Here is a 16410-nt window from a genome sequence, read left to right on the forward strand (position 1 = left end):
AGGTAGCTCCCTATAAACCATGTCTCATCCAGAAATAATTCTTCTCGACTACGGTAACAATCCCTACTTATTGTTACGCTGCGAGCCGGAAAACCTCCTTTGCGGCGGCATGTAGCACGTCATTGCCACAGTCGATACGCGCCCCTTTTTAGCGCATGCCCCCATGACTGCCAACCCGCCTGAACGCCCAAATAAAAAGGGCTACAGGCGATTTTCATGGAGCCACCAAGGGACCTTTTCAAGCCCCCCCGCGCTCAGAAAATCAACGGTTGCCAGTTGTACCCGGCGCAGGGTTTTTTCAGCGCTGAATCAGTTCCGGCCACAGGCTGCGACCACTTATCCGTGACAATATGTCGCAGTGTCGCACCCCCTGTTTGCGGGGCTTCATCACAGGCTGTTGACATTTGAGCGGCGACAAAAAACGCCCCGCACTTCAAGACCGAAGTACGGGGCGGCGCAGGTTTAATTCAAACGGCCTTGTTGCGATTGCGATAAATCCCCAGGGGTACCAGAACCGCGGTCAGCACAAAGGCCACCAGCGCCCATTGCGCCAGGGACAGGCCCAGCACCGGCGGGTATGGCGTGGAGCAGAACCCGTCGACCTGAAAGCCCAGCGGGAAAATGCTCGCCAGGGGCAGGCCATCGACGATCGGTTGCAGCACATCAAGCCCGCAGCTCACCGCCGGGTTGGCCAGAATAAAGACGTGGCGTGCAGCAGCGACGATTCCGCCAATGGCACTGAGCACCACCAGCACTTCAAACACCGTCATGCTGCGCCGGGTCGGCATCGCCGCGCCAATAAAGGCAAAGATCGCGATCAGCAGCAACGCATAGCGTTGCAGGATGCACAGTGGGCAAGGGGCCTCACCGAGCACGATTTGCATGTACAGCGCGCCGCCGATCAGTGCCAGGCAGATCAGCCCCAACAAGACCAGAAAGCGCTTTTCCGGGCCCAATCGCATCATGTCTTCCGTCATCCCGCTTCCCTTAGCCTGAGTGTGTAAAACCCGCAGTTTACACCCAGACCTGCGGCCTGGAGGTATCTGAACGGAGCGGCGACGGTGGCGCAGGCAGATTAATCCAGTGTTAAGCCCCCGCCCCGCCCTGACACCCTGCAGGAGTGAGCTGTTTCAAGAGCAAATGCTCGCTCCCGCAGGTTTTCGCGATTCCAGGGTTATTGCAGGTCAGCTGCCGGGCCAAAGAACTCGTAGCGGCTTTGGCTCTGGGGCACGCCCAGGGCCTTGAGCTGACGCTTGACCGCGCCCATGAAACCTTTAGGCCCCAGGAAGTAGGCATCCACGTCGCGATCGGCAGGCAACCACTGCGCCAGCACGTCTTCGGTCAACAGGCCGACATGATCCGCCGCAGCATGCTGCTCGGCGTAACAGTAGAAGCGCTGCAACTGCGGGTGCTGCGCTGCCAGCTCGTCGACCCAGGTACGGAATGCATGCACATCGGCATTGCGCGCGCAGTGGATAAAGTGGATCGGGCGCCGGGTGGCCAGCGCGGCTTCCAGCATCGGCAGGGTCGGGGTAATACCCACGCCGCCACTGATCAATACCAGCGGTTTTTCGCTGTGGGTCAGGGTGAACTCGCCTGCCGGCGGGAACAGTTCCAGGGTGTCGCCGACTTGCAGCCGGTCATGCAGGAAGTTCGAGACCACACCACCGGCCTCGCGTTTGACGCTGATGCGATAGCGTCCGACCCGGGCCAGGGCCGACAGTGAGTAGTTGCGACGCACTTCCTCACCATCGATGATCAGCTTGAGGCCTATGTACTGGCCGGGGGCGCAATCAAGAATCGCCTGTTGATCCACCGGACGGAAGTAGAACGAGGTGATTTCCGAGCTCTCTTCAACCCGGGACACCAGCTTGAACTCACGCCCGCCTCTCCAGCCGCCGGGCGCAGCGGCCTGTTCGTCGTAAATTGCAGCCTCGGCACCGATCAGGATATCGGCCAGCTGGTTGTAGGCTGCGCCCCAGGCCGCCAGAACCTGGGCAGTAGCAATGTCGCTGCCCAGTACTTCTTCGATGGCCCGCAGCAGGCAGCTGCCGACGATCGGGTAATGCTCGGGGAGAATTTGCAGAGCAACATGCTTGTTGATGATGCGGGCCACCAGATCGCCCAGCTGGTCTAGCTGATCGATGTGCCGTGCATACATCAAAACCCCGGTGGCCAGCGCCCGCGGCTGGTCACCACTGGCCTGGTTGGCCTGATTGAACATCGAGCGGACTTCGGGATGTTCCGCGAGCATCATGCGGTAGAAGTGGGTGATCAAGGCCTCACCGCCGCTTTCGAGCAATGGCACGGTGGATTTGACGATGGCACGGTCCTGGGCAGTAAGCATAGGGTGACTCCTGAGTACATAGACTTGACTATTACCCTTTACTTATCAGTATTCGTGCCAAGTATAAAAACCTTTAAAATCAATAAGATAAAAACATTATTGTCATTTTGACTCACCCTGATTTAGAGTCATATCGACTAGATGAGGTCAAAATGACTGCAAAACCCCTACTCACTGCCCTGCTGCCGCTGGTGGCCGACCTGTCCCGGGATCTGCCGGACAGCGAACGCTTTCGCCGCCTGCTGCAAGCGCTGCGCGCCGTGTTGCCCTGCGACGCTGCGGCCCTGTTGCGGCTGGACGGCGAATGGCTGGTGCCGCTGGCCGTTGACGGCTTGAGTCTCGACACCCTGGGCCGACGTTTCCGAATCAGTGAACACCCGCGCTTTGAAGCGCTGCTCAGCAGTCCGGGGCCAACGCGCTTTCCCGGCAACTGCGAGCTGCCCGACCCCTATGACGGCCTGGTCGACGGACTGGCCGAGCACCTCGAAGTGCACGACTGCATGGGCTGCCCGCTGTTTGTCGAAGAGCGGCCGTGGGGATTGCTGACCCTCGATGCACTTGACCCCAAGCGCTTCGAACCCATCGATCTGGACGACCTGCAAGCCTTTGCCAGCCTGGCCGCCGCCACGGTCAACGTGGCCCGGCGCATCGAGCGTCTGGCGTTACGGGTTGAAGACGAGCAGCAAAAAGCCGAGCTCTATCGACAGGCCCACGGCACCCCGAATAAAGAACTGATAGGGCAAAGCAAAGCCCACAAACACCTGCTCGAAGAAATCGCTCTGGTGGGCGGCAGCGATCTGACCGTGCTGATCACCGGTGAAACCGGGGTCGGCAAGGAGCTGGTGGCCCAGGCTATTCACGCCGCTTCGCCCCGGGCTGAAAAGCCGCTGATCAGCCTCAATTGCGCCGCCCTGCCCGACACCCTGGTGGAGAGCGAGCTGTTCGGCCATGTGCGTGGTGCCTTTACCGGCGCAACCCATGATCGACGGGGCAAGTTCGAGCTGGCCAATGGTGGCACCCTGTTTCTGGATGAGGTGGGCGAGCTGTCCCTGACGGTGCAGGCCAAGCTACTGCGGGTGCTGCAAAGCGGACAGTTGCAGCGCCTGGGCTCGGATCAGGAGCATCAGGTTGATGTGCGGCTGATCGCAGCCACCAACCGTGATCTTGCAGAAGAAGTGCGTGCCGGCCGTTACCGCGCCGACTTTTATCATCGCCTGAGCGTTTACCCGCTCAAGGTCCCCGCCCTGCGTGAGCGCGGCCGTGATGTGCTGCTGTTAAGCGGTTTTTTTCTGGAGCAGAACCGTTCACGTATGGGTCTTGGCAGCTTGCGTCTGAGCGCGGACGCCCAGGCCGCCCTGCTGCATTACGACTGGCCGGGCAACGTGCGCGAACTGGAGCACCTGATTGGTCGCAGCGCGCTCAAGGCCTTGGGCCGCTGCCATCCGCGGCCACGGATCCTGACATTGACCGCGGCCGATCTGCAGTTGCCCACAACCACTGTTGTTCCGGCAATGGCCAAGCCTGAGGCCGTACCGGACACCGTGGGTGACTTGCGCCTGGCCACCGAAAATTATCAGCGCCAGCTCATCAGTGCCTGCCTTGAACGCCATCAACATAACTGGGCCAGTGCGGCCCGGGAGCTGGGGCTGGACCGGGCCAACCTCGGGCGGATGGCCAGGCGGCTGGGGTTGAAATAAACGTAGTCGCTGACGAGGAACGGGGCTGCGGCGATTACAGAATTCCGGTTCCAGGTCGATAACCCTGTATCACTGCCCCCTCCAGAAGGTTTTTATGTCATCGAACAACGCTCGCGCAGATTCACTTTCGCTTCTGCTGTTCACTTTGCGCAGCGGCAAGCTGATGGCAATCAATCTGCTGAAGGTCAGTGAAATCATTCCCTGCCCGGCGCTGACCAAAATGCCCGAGTCGCACCCCCACGTGAAAGGGGTGGCGGTATTGCGCGGCGCATCCCTGGCGGTGATCGACCTCAGTCGCGCCATCGGCGAACAACCGCTGCTTGATCCTGACGGCGGCTGCCTGATCGTCACCGACGTCAGTCGCTCCAAACAGGGGCTTCACGTACAGGCGGTAAGCAAAATCGTGCACTGCCTGAGCACCGACATTCGCCCGCCACCCTACGGTTCGGGCAAGCGCTCTTATATCACCGGGGTGACCCAGGTCGACGGGGCGCTGGTGCAGGTGCTGGATATCGAAAAAGTGATTCATGGCATCGCCCCCGCCCGGATCGAAGACCTCCCCGAGGCCCTCAGCCGCGAAGACAGCAAACTGCTGGCCGGGGCCCGGATTCTGGTGGTGGATGACAGTCAGGTCGCGCTGCAACAGTCGGTGATTACTTTGCGCAACCTGGGGCTGCATTGCCACACGGCCCGCAGCGCCAAGGAGGCCATCGAGCGACTTCTGGAGCTGCAGGGAACGCCGGAGCAAATCAATGTGCTGGTGTCAGACATCGAAATGTCCGAGATGGATGGCTATGCCTTCACCCGCACCGTGCGCGAAACCCCGGACTTTGCTCATCTTTATGTGCTGCTGCACACCTCGCTGAACAGTGCCATGAACAGCGAAAAAGCACGCCTGGCCGGAGCCAACGCAGTGCTGACCAAGTTCTCGTCGCCGGAGCTGACCCAGTGCCTGATCAAGGCCGCGCGCACGGTTGCCGAGCAGGGTTACTGAATTCAATGAGCGCGTATTGCCTGCTGTTGCGCAAAGACCTGAACCAGCCGCCGGAGCCTGTACAGTGGCCCCGGGGAGTAACTCTGGTGACGCTCAACGAAGCGCTGCTGCAACCCGTCCATGACTTGCTGGTTCAGGGCTACGGACAGGGCGAGGGCAGTGTCCCGTCGCTGCAAGAGTGGCAAGACTGCCTGCAGCATGACGCCGAATACGATGCGCAACTGTGCTTTGTGGTGCTGCTCGAAGGCGAGGTGGTGGCAGTTGCCCAGGCCTGGACCAGCGCCTACCTCAAGGATTTGGTGGTGCATCCCCGGCAGCAGGGCCGAGGATTGGGCGGCACGCTATTGCGCCATATGTTTGCAGTGTTCCGGCAACGCAATGAAGCCTGGGTTGACCTTAAAGTCATGGAGCACAATCAGCGGGCCTTGCGCCTGTACCACAAACACGGCATGCGCCAGGTTCAACGGCTGGCACTGTAGAACCTGAAATCAGCGCTTGCCCATGGTGCGACGGGTACCGTGGGGCGGAGCGCCCGGGGTTTTATCGTGACCGCCCAGACCGCTTTTCTGGTAGTAGGCCTGACCTTCGGCCTTGGCCTTGGCAAACTCCGAAGGCTTGAACGGAAAGGTGAAGGCTGGAATGACCGGTTTTTTCGGGGTGTCGAGGCCGGTTTCGCTGTCAACCTGCTCAGTGCCCACGGCATCAGGAGCGGTCGTTGGTGTAGGAGTAGTCATGAAAGCTCCGTAATACGGGGGAAATGATCAGGCCGGGTGGCGCAAGACCGCGCAGTATACCTGCCTGACCTTCCCCGCGGAGCAATCAGCGGTAGGAAATAGTCACCACGCCTTTTTCCCCCGACGACAGGTTTGCGCCGGGGTTTGGCGGATTTTTCAGCTCGGTGAAAGACATGGAATACAGAGGCTCGCTGCCACGGCCTTTGCGCAAGGCCATATTCATGGCGATGACCACACCCGGCGCGACTTCAATCAGTTGGCCGGACTCGCCGTAGTCCACATTACTGGCCAGCCCCAGCTCGTAGGCCGGCTCGACAATAGCGCCATGGAACTGAATCTGGCCACTGCCGATCAGGGTCTGAGCCTGAGTCGGCTGACAAAGGAGGAAAATCGAGCAAGCTGCAAAACCCAACGCCAGGTTTTTCATGATGACCGCCCCTTGAATGGGAACGCGTAAGTGCTCCCTTTAAAGAACTATCGACGCCGGGGCGGTTTACTTGACCACCAGAACACTATTTTTATCTGCCTGTCGGTAATGTCAGTTTGCGGTCACTTTATTGACCCGGTTGACCGGCTATAACCTTAGCGTCCCCTAATTCCACGTACACGGCGTTTACCCGGCATGCGCACTCAAACAAAAAAAATCCTGCTGGGCATGCTTATGGTAGCCCTGATTGGTTGCGGCGCCTGGTGGGCGGCTCGCCCGACCCCCGTTAAATCGACCGCCGGTGTGGCGGTTCCGGTCCGGGTGGTTCAGGTGGCCCGGCAAGATGTGCCGCACTATGTCAGCGGCATAGGCGCTGTGCTGTCGCTGCACAGCGTGATGATTCGTCCGCAAATCGACGGCATCCTCACCCAACTGCTGGTCAAGGAAGGCCAGACCGTCAAGGCCGGTGACCTGCTGGCAACCCTGGATGACCGCTCGATCCAGGCCAGCCTCGATCAGGCCAAGGCCCAATTGGGGCAAAACCAGGCCCAGCTGCAAGTCGCCCTGATCGACCTCAAACGCTATCAGTTGCTGAGTGTCGACAACGGCGTGTCCAAACAAACCCTCGACCAGCAACAGGCCCTGGTCAATCAGCTCAAAGCCACCGCACAAGGTAATCAGGCCTCGATTGCAGCGGCGCAGGTGCAATTGTCGTACACCCGGATTCACTCGCCGGTAAGCGGCAGAGTAGGGATTCGCGCTGTCGACCCGGGCAATTTCCTGCGGGTCAGTGATACCCAGGGGCTGTTTTCCGTCACCCAGATCGATCCGATTGCCGTGGAGTTCTCACTCCCCCAGCAGCTCCTGCCCACTTTGCATAAGTTGCTCGGCGCCAAAGACCCGGCCCTGGTCAAAGCCTTCCTTGGCGACTCCAGCCACAGCGGCACGGCACTGGGCGAAGGCCGGCTGAGCCTGATCGACAATCAGGTGTCGGCCAGCACCGGTACGATCAAGGTCAAAGCCCGGTTCGACAACCCCGAGCACAACCTGTGGCCCGGCCAGTTGGTGAATGTCGAGATTCAGACCGGTGTTTCGCAAAATGCACTGGTGGTACCGCCCCAGGTGGTGCAGCGCGGCCTGGATAATTATTTTGTGTATCGCATCGTGGGCGACAAGGTCGAAACCGTGCCGGTACAGATGCTGTATCAGGACAGCGGACTCAACATCATCAGCGGCGTCAACCCGGGGGACACCCTGGTCAGCGATGGCCAGTCGCGTCTCAAACCGGGATCACGGGTTGAAGTCTTGAGCGAGCCAGCGCTGACCAGCGCCCAAGCGGTGCAACCATGAATAACGGTCGTTCACTGTCAGCCTGGTGTGTCGATCACCCGATCGCCACGGTGTTGCTGACCTTTGCCCTGGTGCTGCTGGGGCTGATCGCCTTCCCGCGGCTGCCCGTCGCCCCCTTGCCCGAAGCGGAGTTCCCGACCATTCAAGTGTCGGCGCAACTGCCCGGCGCCAGCCCCGACACCATGGCATCGTCGGTGGCCACACCGCTGGAGGTGCAATTCAGCGCCATCCCCGGCATGACCCAAATGACCTCCAGCAGCGCGTTGGGCTCCACTACCCTGACCTTGCAGTTCACCCTCGATAAAAGCATCGATACCGCTGCCCAGGAGGTACAGGCGGCAATCAATACCGCGTCCGGCAAATTGCCCAAAGACATGCCCACCCTGCCGACCTGGAGGAAGGTCAACCCGGCGGACAGCCCGGTATTGATTCTGAGCATCAGCTCGATGCAGATGCCCGGCACCGAACTCAGCGATTACGTCGAAACCCTGCTGGCACGCCAGATCAGCCAGATCGACGGTGTAGGCCTGATCAACATCACCGGCCAGCAACGTCCGGCGATCCGGGTCCAGGCCTCAGCCGACAAGCTGGCGGCCATCGGCCTGACCCTGGCCGATATCCGCCTGGCGATTCAGCAAACCAGCCTCAACCTGGCCAAAGGTGCACTGTACGGCCCCTCGAGCATTTCCACCCTGTCGACCAACGACCAGTTGTTCGATGCCGACGAGTACGGCCAGCTGATCGTCTCGTACAAGGACGGCGCCCCGGTGCAGTTGCGCGACGTGGCGCGGGTGATCAACGGCTCCGAGAACGACTACGTGCAGGCATGGTCCGGGCATCAGCCGGGGCTGAACCTGGTGATCTCGCGCCAGCCGGGGGCCAACATTGTTGAAACGGTGGACCGCATCCAGGCCGCCCTCCCCGCCCTGCAGGCCATGCTCCCGGCTTCGGTGCAAGTCACGGTCCTCAGCGACCGGACCAAAACCATTCGGGCCTCGCTGCACGAAGTGGAAATTACCCTGCTGATTGCGGTGCTGCTGGTGATCGCAGTGATGGCGCTGTTTTTGCGCCAGTGGTCGGCAACCCTGATCGTTTCGGCGGTACTGGGGGTGTCGCTGATTGCCAGTTTTGCCCTGATGTATGTGCTCGGCTTCAGCCTCAACAACCTGACGCTGGTGGCGATTGTGGTGGCCGTGGGGTTTGTGGTCGACGATGCGATTGTGGTGGTGGAGAACATCCACCGTCATCTCGAAGCGGGCCAGAGCATGCGCGATGCGGCGATCAAGGGCTCCAGCGAGATTGGCTTCACCGTGGTCTCGATCAGCCTTTCGCTGGTGGCCGCCTTTATTCCGCTGCTGTTCATGGGCGGAGTGGTGGGTCGGCTGTTCAAGGAGTTCGCCCTGACCGCGACCTCGACCATTTTGATTTCGGTGCTGGTATCCCTGACCCTGGCGCCCACCCTGGCGGCGCTGTTCATGCGCTCGCCAGTGCACCACGCCGATGCCCGCCCCGGTTTTGGTGAACGCCTGCTGGCGTTGTATGACAAGGGCCTGAAGCGGGCACTGGCCCACCAACGGCTGATGCTGGGGGTTTTCGCGGTGACGCTGGCGATGGCCATTGCCGGCTACGTACTGATCCCCAAGGGCTTCTTCCCGGTGCAAGACACAGGTTTCGTGCTGGGTACCAGCGAAGCGGCGTCGGATATTTCATTTGCCGACATGCGCAAAAAACATCTGCAACTGGCCAACATCATCAGTGCCGACCCGGCGGTGCAGGCGTTCTCCCATTCGGTGGGGGTGACCGGCAGCAACCAGACTATCGCCAACGGTCGCTTCTGGATTGCCCTCAAGGACCGCAGCGACCGCGATGTGTCGGCCAGTGAATTTATCGACCGGATTCGCCCGCAGCTGGCCAAAGTCCCGGGCATCGTCCTGTACCTGCGCGCCGGCCAGGACATCAACCTCAGCTCGGGCCCCAGCCGCAGCCAGTATCAGTACGTGCTCAAGAGCAATGACGGGCCAACGCTCAATACCTGGACCCAGCGTCTGACCGAAAAACTGCGCACCAATCCGGCATTCCGCGACCTGTCCAACGATCTGCAACTGGGCGGCAGCATCACCCATATCAGCATCGACCGGAACGCCGCCGCCCGCTTCGGCCTGACTGCCACCGATGTCGACGAAGCCCTGTATGACGCCTTTGGTCAGCGTCAGGTCAATGAGTTCCAGACCGAGACCAACCAGTACAACGTGATTCTGGAGGTCGACGCGCAGCAGCGTGGCAAGGCCGAAAGCCTTAATTATTTCTACCTGCGCTCGCCGCTGACGGGCGAGATGGTGCCGCTGTCGGCCGTGGCCAAAGTCGATGCGCCAGTCAGTGGTCCGCTGTCGATCAGCCATGACGGCATGTTCCCGGCGGCCAACCTGTCATTCAACCTTGCCCCCGGCGTAGCCCTGGGCGATGCCGTACTGATGCTCAATCAGGCGAAAAATGAAATCGGCATGCCAAGCACCATCAGCGGCAACTTCCAGGGCGCGGCGCAAGCCTTCCAGAGCTCGCTGGCCAGCCAGCCGTGGCTGATTCTGGCGGCGCTGGTGGCGGTCTACATCATTCTCGGGGTGCTGTACGAAAGCTTCGTGCATCCGCTGACGATCATTTCCACCCTGCCCTCCGCAGGCCTGGGGGCGCTGGTGATGCTATGGATCTGCGGCCAGGACTTTTCGATCATGGCGCTGATCGGGCTGGTACTGCTGATCGGCATCGTCAAGAAAAACGGCATCCTGATGATCGACTTCGCCCTCGACGCACAACGCACTCGCGGGCTAAGCCCGGAAGAAGCGATCTATGAAGCCTGCCTGACGCGGTTCCGGCCGATCATCATGACCACCCTCGCCGCCTTGCTCGGCGCCCTGCCGCTGATGCTCGGCTATGGCACCGGTGCCGAACTGCGCCAGCCGCTGGGGATCGCCGTGGTCGGCGGGTTGCTGGTGAGCCAGGCGCTGACGCTGTTCACCACGCCGGTCATATACTTGTGGCTGGAACGACTGTTCCAGCGTTCCAAACCCGTCAGCTTGCTGGCGACGAATCACTGAGGCGGGTTATGCGAGTCCTGATAATTGAAGATGAAGAAAAAACCGCCGATTACCTGCATCGCGGCCTGACCGAGCAAGGCTACACGGTGGATGTTGCGCGGGAGGGGATCGAGGGTTTGCACCTGGCGCTGGAGAGCGATTACGCCGTAATCGTGCTCGATGTGATGCTGCCCGGCCTGGATGGCTTCGGCGTGCTGCGGGCACTGCGCGCGCGCAAGCAGACGCCGGTGATCATGCTGACGGCCCGCGAGCGGGTCGAAGACCGGATTCGCGGCTTGCGCGAAGGCGCCGACGATTATCTGGGCAAGCCGTTTTCATTTCTGGAACTGGTAGCCCGTCTGCAGGCCCTGACCCGGCGCAGCGGCGGCCACGAACCGGTGCAGGTAACGGTCGATGACCTGTGGATAGATTTGATCAGCCGCAAGGCTACCCGCGCCGGCAGCCGCCTGGACCTGACGGCCAAGGAGTTCTCGCTGCTCAGCGTACTGGCGCGGCGTCAGGGGGAGATTCTGTCCAAAACCTCCATCGCCGAAATGGTCTGGGACATTAACTTCGACAGCGACGCCAACGTGGTCGAAGTCGCGATCAAACGCCTGCGCGCCAAGCTCGACGGCCCCTTTGAGCACAAGCTGCTGCACACCATTCGCGGCATGGGATACGTACTGGAGCGGCGCAGTGTTTAAGCGGCCCGGTCGCCTGAACTCCATCGCCCTGCGCTTGAGCGCGATGTTCACCCTGGTGGCGCTGCTGGTGTTCGTGCTGATCGGCTGGGCGCTGTACCAGCAGGTCGACAAGGGTATCGGCCGTCTGCCCGAGGCCGAGCTGGATGCGCGCTTCAGCGTGCTTGAGTCCTCGATCAATCGCTATGGAACCCCCGAGCACTGGGCCAAGATCAGCGCCAAACTCAAGCTGCTCAGTGAAGAAGACAAGCGCCTGCGGTTTTGGGCCATCAGTGGCGACCCGGAGTATGAGTACGGCAATCCCGAGGCGCCGGTACGCGAGTTTGCCAGGGGCCCGACCGGGATCCGCGACCTGTATCTGCCCGGCCATACCTACCCGCTCAAGGTGTTGATCAGCCAGATCCCGGCCAAGGAACAACGACCGGCCCTGCGCTTCCTGACCGCCATCGATACCGAAACCTTCCGCCAGACCCAGCACCACTTGCTGGTGGCGTTGATCAGCCTGGCATCTATTGGTGTGGTCCTGGCCTCACTGCTGGGTTACTGGGTGGCCAGAATCGGCCTTAAACCCTTGATCAAGCTCTCTGAAGAAGCGCTGAAACTGGCCCCGCCACGCCTGTCCGGGCGCTTGCACTTGTCGCCACTGCCGCCGGAACTGGATCAACTGGTGAGCGCTTTCAATTCAACCCTGGAGCGGGTCGAGCAGGCTTATACGCGACTGGAGTCGTTCAATGCCGACGTGGCCCATGAACTGCGTTCGCCGCTGACCAATCTGATTGGCCAGACTCAGGTGGCGCTGACCCGGGGGCGCTCTGCCGAACACTACTTTGAGGTGCTGCAGTCCAACCTGGAGGAGCTGGAGCGCTTGCGCAGCATCATCAACGACATGCTGTTTCTGGCCAGCGCCGATCAAGGCAGCAAGGCCAGCAAGCTGACCCGTGCCTCACTGGCGGATGAAGTGGCGACGACCCTGGAGTATCTGGAGTTCATTCTTGAAGACGCGCGGGTCGAGGTGCAGGTCAACGGCGATGCCCAGGTCAATATCGAAAAGCCCCACCTGCGCCGGGCGTTGATCAACTTGCTGAGCAATGCCGTACAGCACACCGAAGCCGGACAACGGATTGAGGTGCAGATCGATCAAAGCCCCGGGGGCGTGACCATCGGCATCAGCAACCCGGGCGAGCCGATTGCCGACGAGCACCTGCCGCGGCTGTTCGAGCGTTTTTATCGCGTGGATGCCTCGCGTCACAACAGCGGAGCCAATCATGGTCTGGGGCTGGCCATCGTCAAAGCCATTGCGCAGATGCATGGCGGGGATGTCTTTGTGCGCAGCGCCGAAGGGCGCAATACCTTTGGCCTGTTTTTACCGGCTTGAGGCCCGGGCCTGTTGTGGGAGCCAGCTTGCTGGCGATACAGGCACATTGGTTTCACTGACTTGATGCCATCGCTGGCAAGCCAGCTCCCACAATAGTGTATGTGTCAGCTCCGGGCCCTGTGGGAGCCAGCTTGATGGGGATACAGGCACATCGGTGTCACTGACTTGATCCTATCGCTAGGCCAGCTCCCACAAGACTCAGCAGTGCCTGAACACTCAATGTGTCTACCCGGCACCTCCCCGGGTTTGTTACCCCAAACGCAAAAGTCCTTGTATGAAACAGGGCTTTTTCACTGGTCAGGATCGCTATAAATTGCTGACACCACACAGAACTTGCTCAGCAAGAAGGTCTTTGAAATGTCCAGCAGTATGGGTATGGCCAGCGTTTTCGTTTTGTCGTCTTTGTTGTTGTCGCCTATGGCCATGGCGGAAGAGTCACCCGCGTTTGTCGCACAAAATGCAGCCCGCGCAGCTTCTTTTGATCAGGCTCGAACAGAGTTGGCAACACGTCCCGACAGCGACGCCAAGCCCCAGCAAACACAGGCAAAACACAGCATTTCTGATGAGTCTGAAGACAGCTGAACAGCCACCTGAAAACTTCCCGACCCAGTTGGTCACTCGTTACAGATGTGACTAACTGTTTCAAAAGCCGCTATCATAGCGGCTTTTTTTTGGTCTTTAATTAAGGCGCCTGCTCCTTTGGCGCCCTATGCCGGGCACCGGATTCATCGAGAATTACAACAATTTTCAGCACTAAAAAGGAGCTCCAAACCGGTGAAGCATTCACTCAAACTCAGTCCTTTATTCATTGCCCTGGCTGCAACGATCCCCGCTTTCGCCCACGCAGACGACGAAGCGTCCAAAGACGGTTTTATTGAAGGCTCGAGCCTCAAGATTCATACCCGCAACTACTACATGAACCACGATATCCGTAGCCCCCATGCCGATGACAGCAAGGAATGGGGCCAGGGCTTTGTGGGGAAATTTGAGTCGGGCTTCACCCAGGGTGTAGTCGGCTTTGGCCTGGATGCCTACGGCATGCTCGGCCTGAAACTGGACGGCGGTGGCGGCACCGATGGCAGCAGCATCCTGCCGGTCAGTGATGGCAATGGCAAAGCGCCTACTGCCTTTTCATCAGCCGGTGCGGCGCTGAAAATCCGCGCCTTTGATACCGAGCTCAAAGCCGGTGATCTGTTCTTGACCAACCCGGTCATCGCCGGCGGCGAAACCCGCATGCTGCCGCAGACCTTCCGTGGCGTCAGCCTGACCAACCACAGTTTCGACGGCTGGATGTTCGAGGGCGGCCAGGCCAGCTTCAACAAACCCTACAACCAGAGCGGTATGCGTCGCCTGACGACCACCTACGGCAACCTTGACGACCAGACCAGCAAACACCTGACCTGGGCCGGCGCGTCGTGGAGCGCCATTCCCGAGATCACCAGCAACCTGTATGCCGCCCAGCTCAAGGATGTGTGGGATCAGTACTACTACGATCTGGATTACACCTACGCCCTGTCTGACAGCATCAGCCTGAACCCGGGGCTGCATTACTATCACACCCGCGACAGCGGTAAAGCACTGCTGGGGGATATCAACAACAACACCTTCAGCCTGCACCTTGCGCTTGCCATGGCCGGCCACAAGTTCACCACCGTGCTGCAAAAGGTCAATGGCAACACGCCGTTTGACTACATCAATCAGGGCGACAGCGTTTACCTCGACAACTCGCAGCAATATTCGGACTTCAACGGGCCCAACGAGCGCTCCTGGAAGCTGCAATATGAATACGACTTTGCCGGTCTGGGTATCGCCGGTCTGACTTCCAGCATCTCGTATTCGCGCGGCGAACTGGACCTGACCAAGGCGAGCACCAACAGTATCGGTTACGGTAACTGGTACAACCCACAGGGCAAGAATGCCCATCACTGGGAGCGCGACATGGCTCTGAAGTATGTGGTTCAGGATGGCAAGGCCAAGGATCTGGCGGTTAGCCTGCGCTGGGCAACCAACCGCGGCAACGATGCCTACCGGACGGTGGACAACGATGTAGACGAATACCGCGTGATCATCGACTATCCTATCGATGTGTTCTAAACAATGACCATAAGGCCAGCATCCCAGCTGGCCTTATGCCAATATGGCGTAACCTTAGGTCTGGGCACCAAACGCATCAGTGAGGTCAAGGCCATTCCACATTCCCGCCGCACATCCTTCATTACCCGGCGCATGCTGATCAGGGCAACAACGCTGTCAGTGGTTGCCATCCTCGGCATCGTTGGCTATTTGCTGGTCAGGGAGTATCGCAATACCGAGCAGGATGCCACGCGTTCAGCCCTGAACCTGGTGCAACTGATCAATCGCGACATTCGTAACACCTTTTCGATTTATGACTCCGCGCTCACCAGCCTGATCGATTTTCTGCAAAGCCGGGAGCTCTCCACCCTTCCCTCTGCAACCCGACAGTCGCTGCTCTTTGCCAGGGCCAATGAAGCCCCGTCCAATGCCGGATTCTTCGTTCTGGATGCCGCGGGCCAACTGATTGCCAGCTCTGCACCGGGTATGCCCGTGCCGGACCAGGCCAGCCAGCAGCCGTGGTTCAAGGCCCACCTCGGTGCGGCAGACGACAAAATCTTCATCAGCCGCCCATTTCTCGCCGGCCAGGGCGCCAATGACTGGAATATTATTCTTAGCCGCAGAGTCTCAGGCCCGGAAGGCGATTTCCGGGGGGTTGCGGTGGGCCAGATAAAATTGAGCTACTTCCAGAGCATGTTCCGCGGTCTGGACATAGGGCCTACCGGCAACATCAGTCTGGTCAGCGCTGACGGAATTCTGTTGACCCAATATCCCGGGACAAACCGCGTCAGTATCGGCCAGGACCTTAGCCGGACCCCTAACTTCATTCGCTTCCTGGAAGAACGACATGGCAGCTTTACTGCCATGTCCGGGGTCTATCATCAGGAGCGTCTGTACAACTTCGCTCAGGTGGGCGAGTTGCCGCTGGTGGTGGTGGTCGCCATCTCCACCTCGAGTATTTTCGACAACTGGTGGCATACCGCCCTGTTGATCGGCAGTGCCACCCTTCTGCTCTGCCTGGGCTTGCTGTGGCTCACCTGGCTGCTGACGCGGGAGCTGCGCTTGCGGCGCAAGGCCGAGCGGGTGCTGGCCGAGCTCGCCGCAACCGACCCCCTGACCGGACTGGCCAATCGCCGTACCCTGGACACAACCCTGGATCTGGAATGGCGCCGGGCGCAGCGCTCGGGCAATCCTGTATCCCTGGTCATGATTGATATAGATAATTTCAAGGCTTTCAATGACTGCTACGGCCATCAAGCCGGGGATGAAGCCATACGGCGGGTTGCCCAGGTGATCAAGTCCCACACCCGTCGCCCCGCCGATCTGGCCGCCCGCTATGGCGGTGAAGAGTTCGCCGTGATACTGACCGAGACCGAGGCAACAGGTACACGCCTGCTGGCCGAGAAGATTCGCTGCGCAGTGGAGCAGCTGGAGCCTGTTGCCGAGCACAGGAAACTGACCATCAGCCTGGGCGCCTGCAGCCGCTACGCAAAACCCGGGGATGACCAGCAAGCCCTGATCAGCACGGCCGACAAGGCGCTTTACCAGGCCAAAAAAGGCGGGCGCAACCGGGTGGTTTGCATCAATGAAACGGGACTGAACGCGCTGCAGCCGAAGCCGGAGGCCTGAAGACTTCCCCAG

14 protein-coding genes are annotated in these 16410 nt (G+C 60.1%); 10 read left to right on the forward strand and 4 right to left on the reverse strand.

Features of this window, described 5'->3' with window-relative positions:
• Positions 1-467: 467 nt before the first annotated feature.
• Together EQV90_RS02565 and hmpA are read right to left on the reverse strand one after the other, a co-directional pair.
• Positions 468-977 carry a disulfide bond formation protein B gene (locus EQV90_RS02565; RefSeq protein WP_003443547.1) on the reverse strand — a complete coding sequence of 170 codons (510 nt, stop codon included), beginning with the start codon at positions 975-977 and terminating at the stop codon, positions 468-470.
• A gap of 197 nt (positions 978-1174) precedes the next feature.
• Positions 1175-2347 (reverse strand): NO-inducible flavohemoprotein, encoded by a 1173-nt coding sequence (hmpA, locus tag EQV90_RS02570; protein ID WP_240877723.1) that lies wholly within the window; start codon positions 2345-2347, stop codon positions 1175-1177.
• Positions 2348-2499: 152 nt separating this feature from the next.
• Here hmpA and norR point away from each other — a divergent pair, with 152 nt between their 5' ends.
• The 3 genes from norR to EQV90_RS02585 all read left to right on the forward strand — a co-directional run bounded on the left by norR (position 2500) and on the right by EQV90_RS02585 (position 5517).
• Positions 2500-4044 carry a nitric oxide reductase transcriptional regulator NorR gene (norR, locus tag EQV90_RS02575; protein ID WP_240877724.1) on the forward strand — a complete coding sequence of 515 codons (1545 nt, stop codon included), beginning with the start codon at positions 2500-2502 and terminating at the stop codon, positions 4042-4044.
• A 94-nt stretch (positions 4045-4138) separates the two neighbouring features.
• Entirely contained in the window at positions 4139-5038 is a 900-nt protein-coding gene (locus EQV90_RS02580; RefSeq protein ID WP_003443555.1) for a chemotaxis protein, read from the forward strand.
• Positions 5039-5043: 5 nt separating this feature from the next.
• Positions 5044-5517 (forward strand): GNAT family N-acetyltransferase, encoded by a 474-nt coding sequence (locus EQV90_RS02585; RefSeq protein WP_240877725.1) that lies wholly within the window; start codon positions 5044-5046, stop codon positions 5515-5517.
• Positions 5518-5526: 9 nt separating this feature from the next.
• Here EQV90_RS02585 and EQV90_RS02590 read toward each other — a convergent pair whose 3' ends face one another.
• Both EQV90_RS02590 and EQV90_RS02595 read right to left on the reverse strand, forming a co-directional pair.
• Positions 5527-5772, reverse strand: a complete 246-nt coding sequence (locus EQV90_RS02590; RefSeq protein WP_029612219.1) for a hypothetical protein — start codon at positions 5770-5772, stop codon at positions 5527-5529.
• A gap of 85 nt (positions 5773-5857) precedes the next feature.
• Positions 5858-6199 (reverse strand): hypothetical protein, encoded by a 342-nt coding sequence (locus EQV90_RS02595; protein ID WP_240877726.1) that lies wholly within the window; start codon positions 6197-6199, stop codon positions 5858-5860.
• A gap of 195 nt (positions 6200-6394) precedes the next feature.
• On the opposite strand from EQV90_RS02595, the gene EQV90_RS02600 reads away from it, so the two are divergent.
• The 7 genes from EQV90_RS02600 (at position 6395) to EQV90_RS02630 (ending at position 16398) form a co-directional block, all read left to right on the forward strand.
• Complete coding sequence (locus EQV90_RS02600; protein WP_161719040.1) at positions 6395-7549, forward strand: efflux RND transporter periplasmic adaptor subunit; 1155 nt, start codon at positions 6395-6397, stop codon at positions 7547-7549.
• Positions 7546-10641: a multidrug efflux RND transporter permease subunit gene (locus EQV90_RS02605; RefSeq protein WP_003443563.1), complete on the forward strand. Its 3096-nt coding sequence runs from the start codon at positions 7546-7548 to the stop codon at positions 10639-10641. Before EQV90_RS02600 ends, EQV90_RS02605 begins: the two co-directional genes overlap by 4 nt.
• Before the next feature lie 8 nt (positions 10642-10649).
• Positions 10650-11324 (forward strand): heavy metal response regulator transcription factor, encoded by a 675-nt coding sequence (locus EQV90_RS02610; protein ID WP_003443564.1) that lies wholly within the window; start codon positions 10650-10652, stop codon positions 11322-11324.
• On the forward strand, positions 11317-12696 hold the full coding sequence (locus tag EQV90_RS02615; RefSeq protein WP_346769529.1) for a heavy metal sensor histidine kinase: 1380 nt from the start codon (positions 11317-11319) through the stop codon (positions 12694-12696). Before EQV90_RS02610 ends, EQV90_RS02615 begins: the two co-directional genes overlap by 8 nt.
• Before the next feature lie 357 nt (positions 12697-13053).
• A complete protein-coding gene (locus EQV90_RS02620; protein ID WP_081481295.1) occupies positions 13054-13278 on the forward strand; it encodes a hypothetical protein in 225 nt (74 codons plus the stop codon).
• Positions 13279-13470: 192 nt separating this feature from the next.
• On the forward strand, positions 13471-14790 hold the full coding sequence (locus tag EQV90_RS02625; RefSeq protein WP_010655581.1) for an OprD family porin: 1320 nt from the start codon (positions 13471-13473) through the stop codon (positions 14788-14790).
• 3 nt (positions 14791-14793) lie between these two features.
• Positions 14794-16398, forward strand: a complete 1605-nt coding sequence (locus tag EQV90_RS02630) for a sensor domain-containing diguanylate cyclase (RefSeq protein ID WP_240877727.1) — start codon at positions 14794-14796, stop codon at positions 16396-16398.
• The last annotated feature ends 12 nt before the right edge of the window (positions 16399-16410 follow it).

The sequence above is a fragment of the Pseudomonas sp. TMW22089 genome, from assembly GCF_022496645.1.
Lineage (GTDB): Bacteria > Pseudomonadota > Gammaproteobacteria > Pseudomonadales > Pseudomonadaceae > Aquipseudomonas > Aquipseudomonas paraversuta.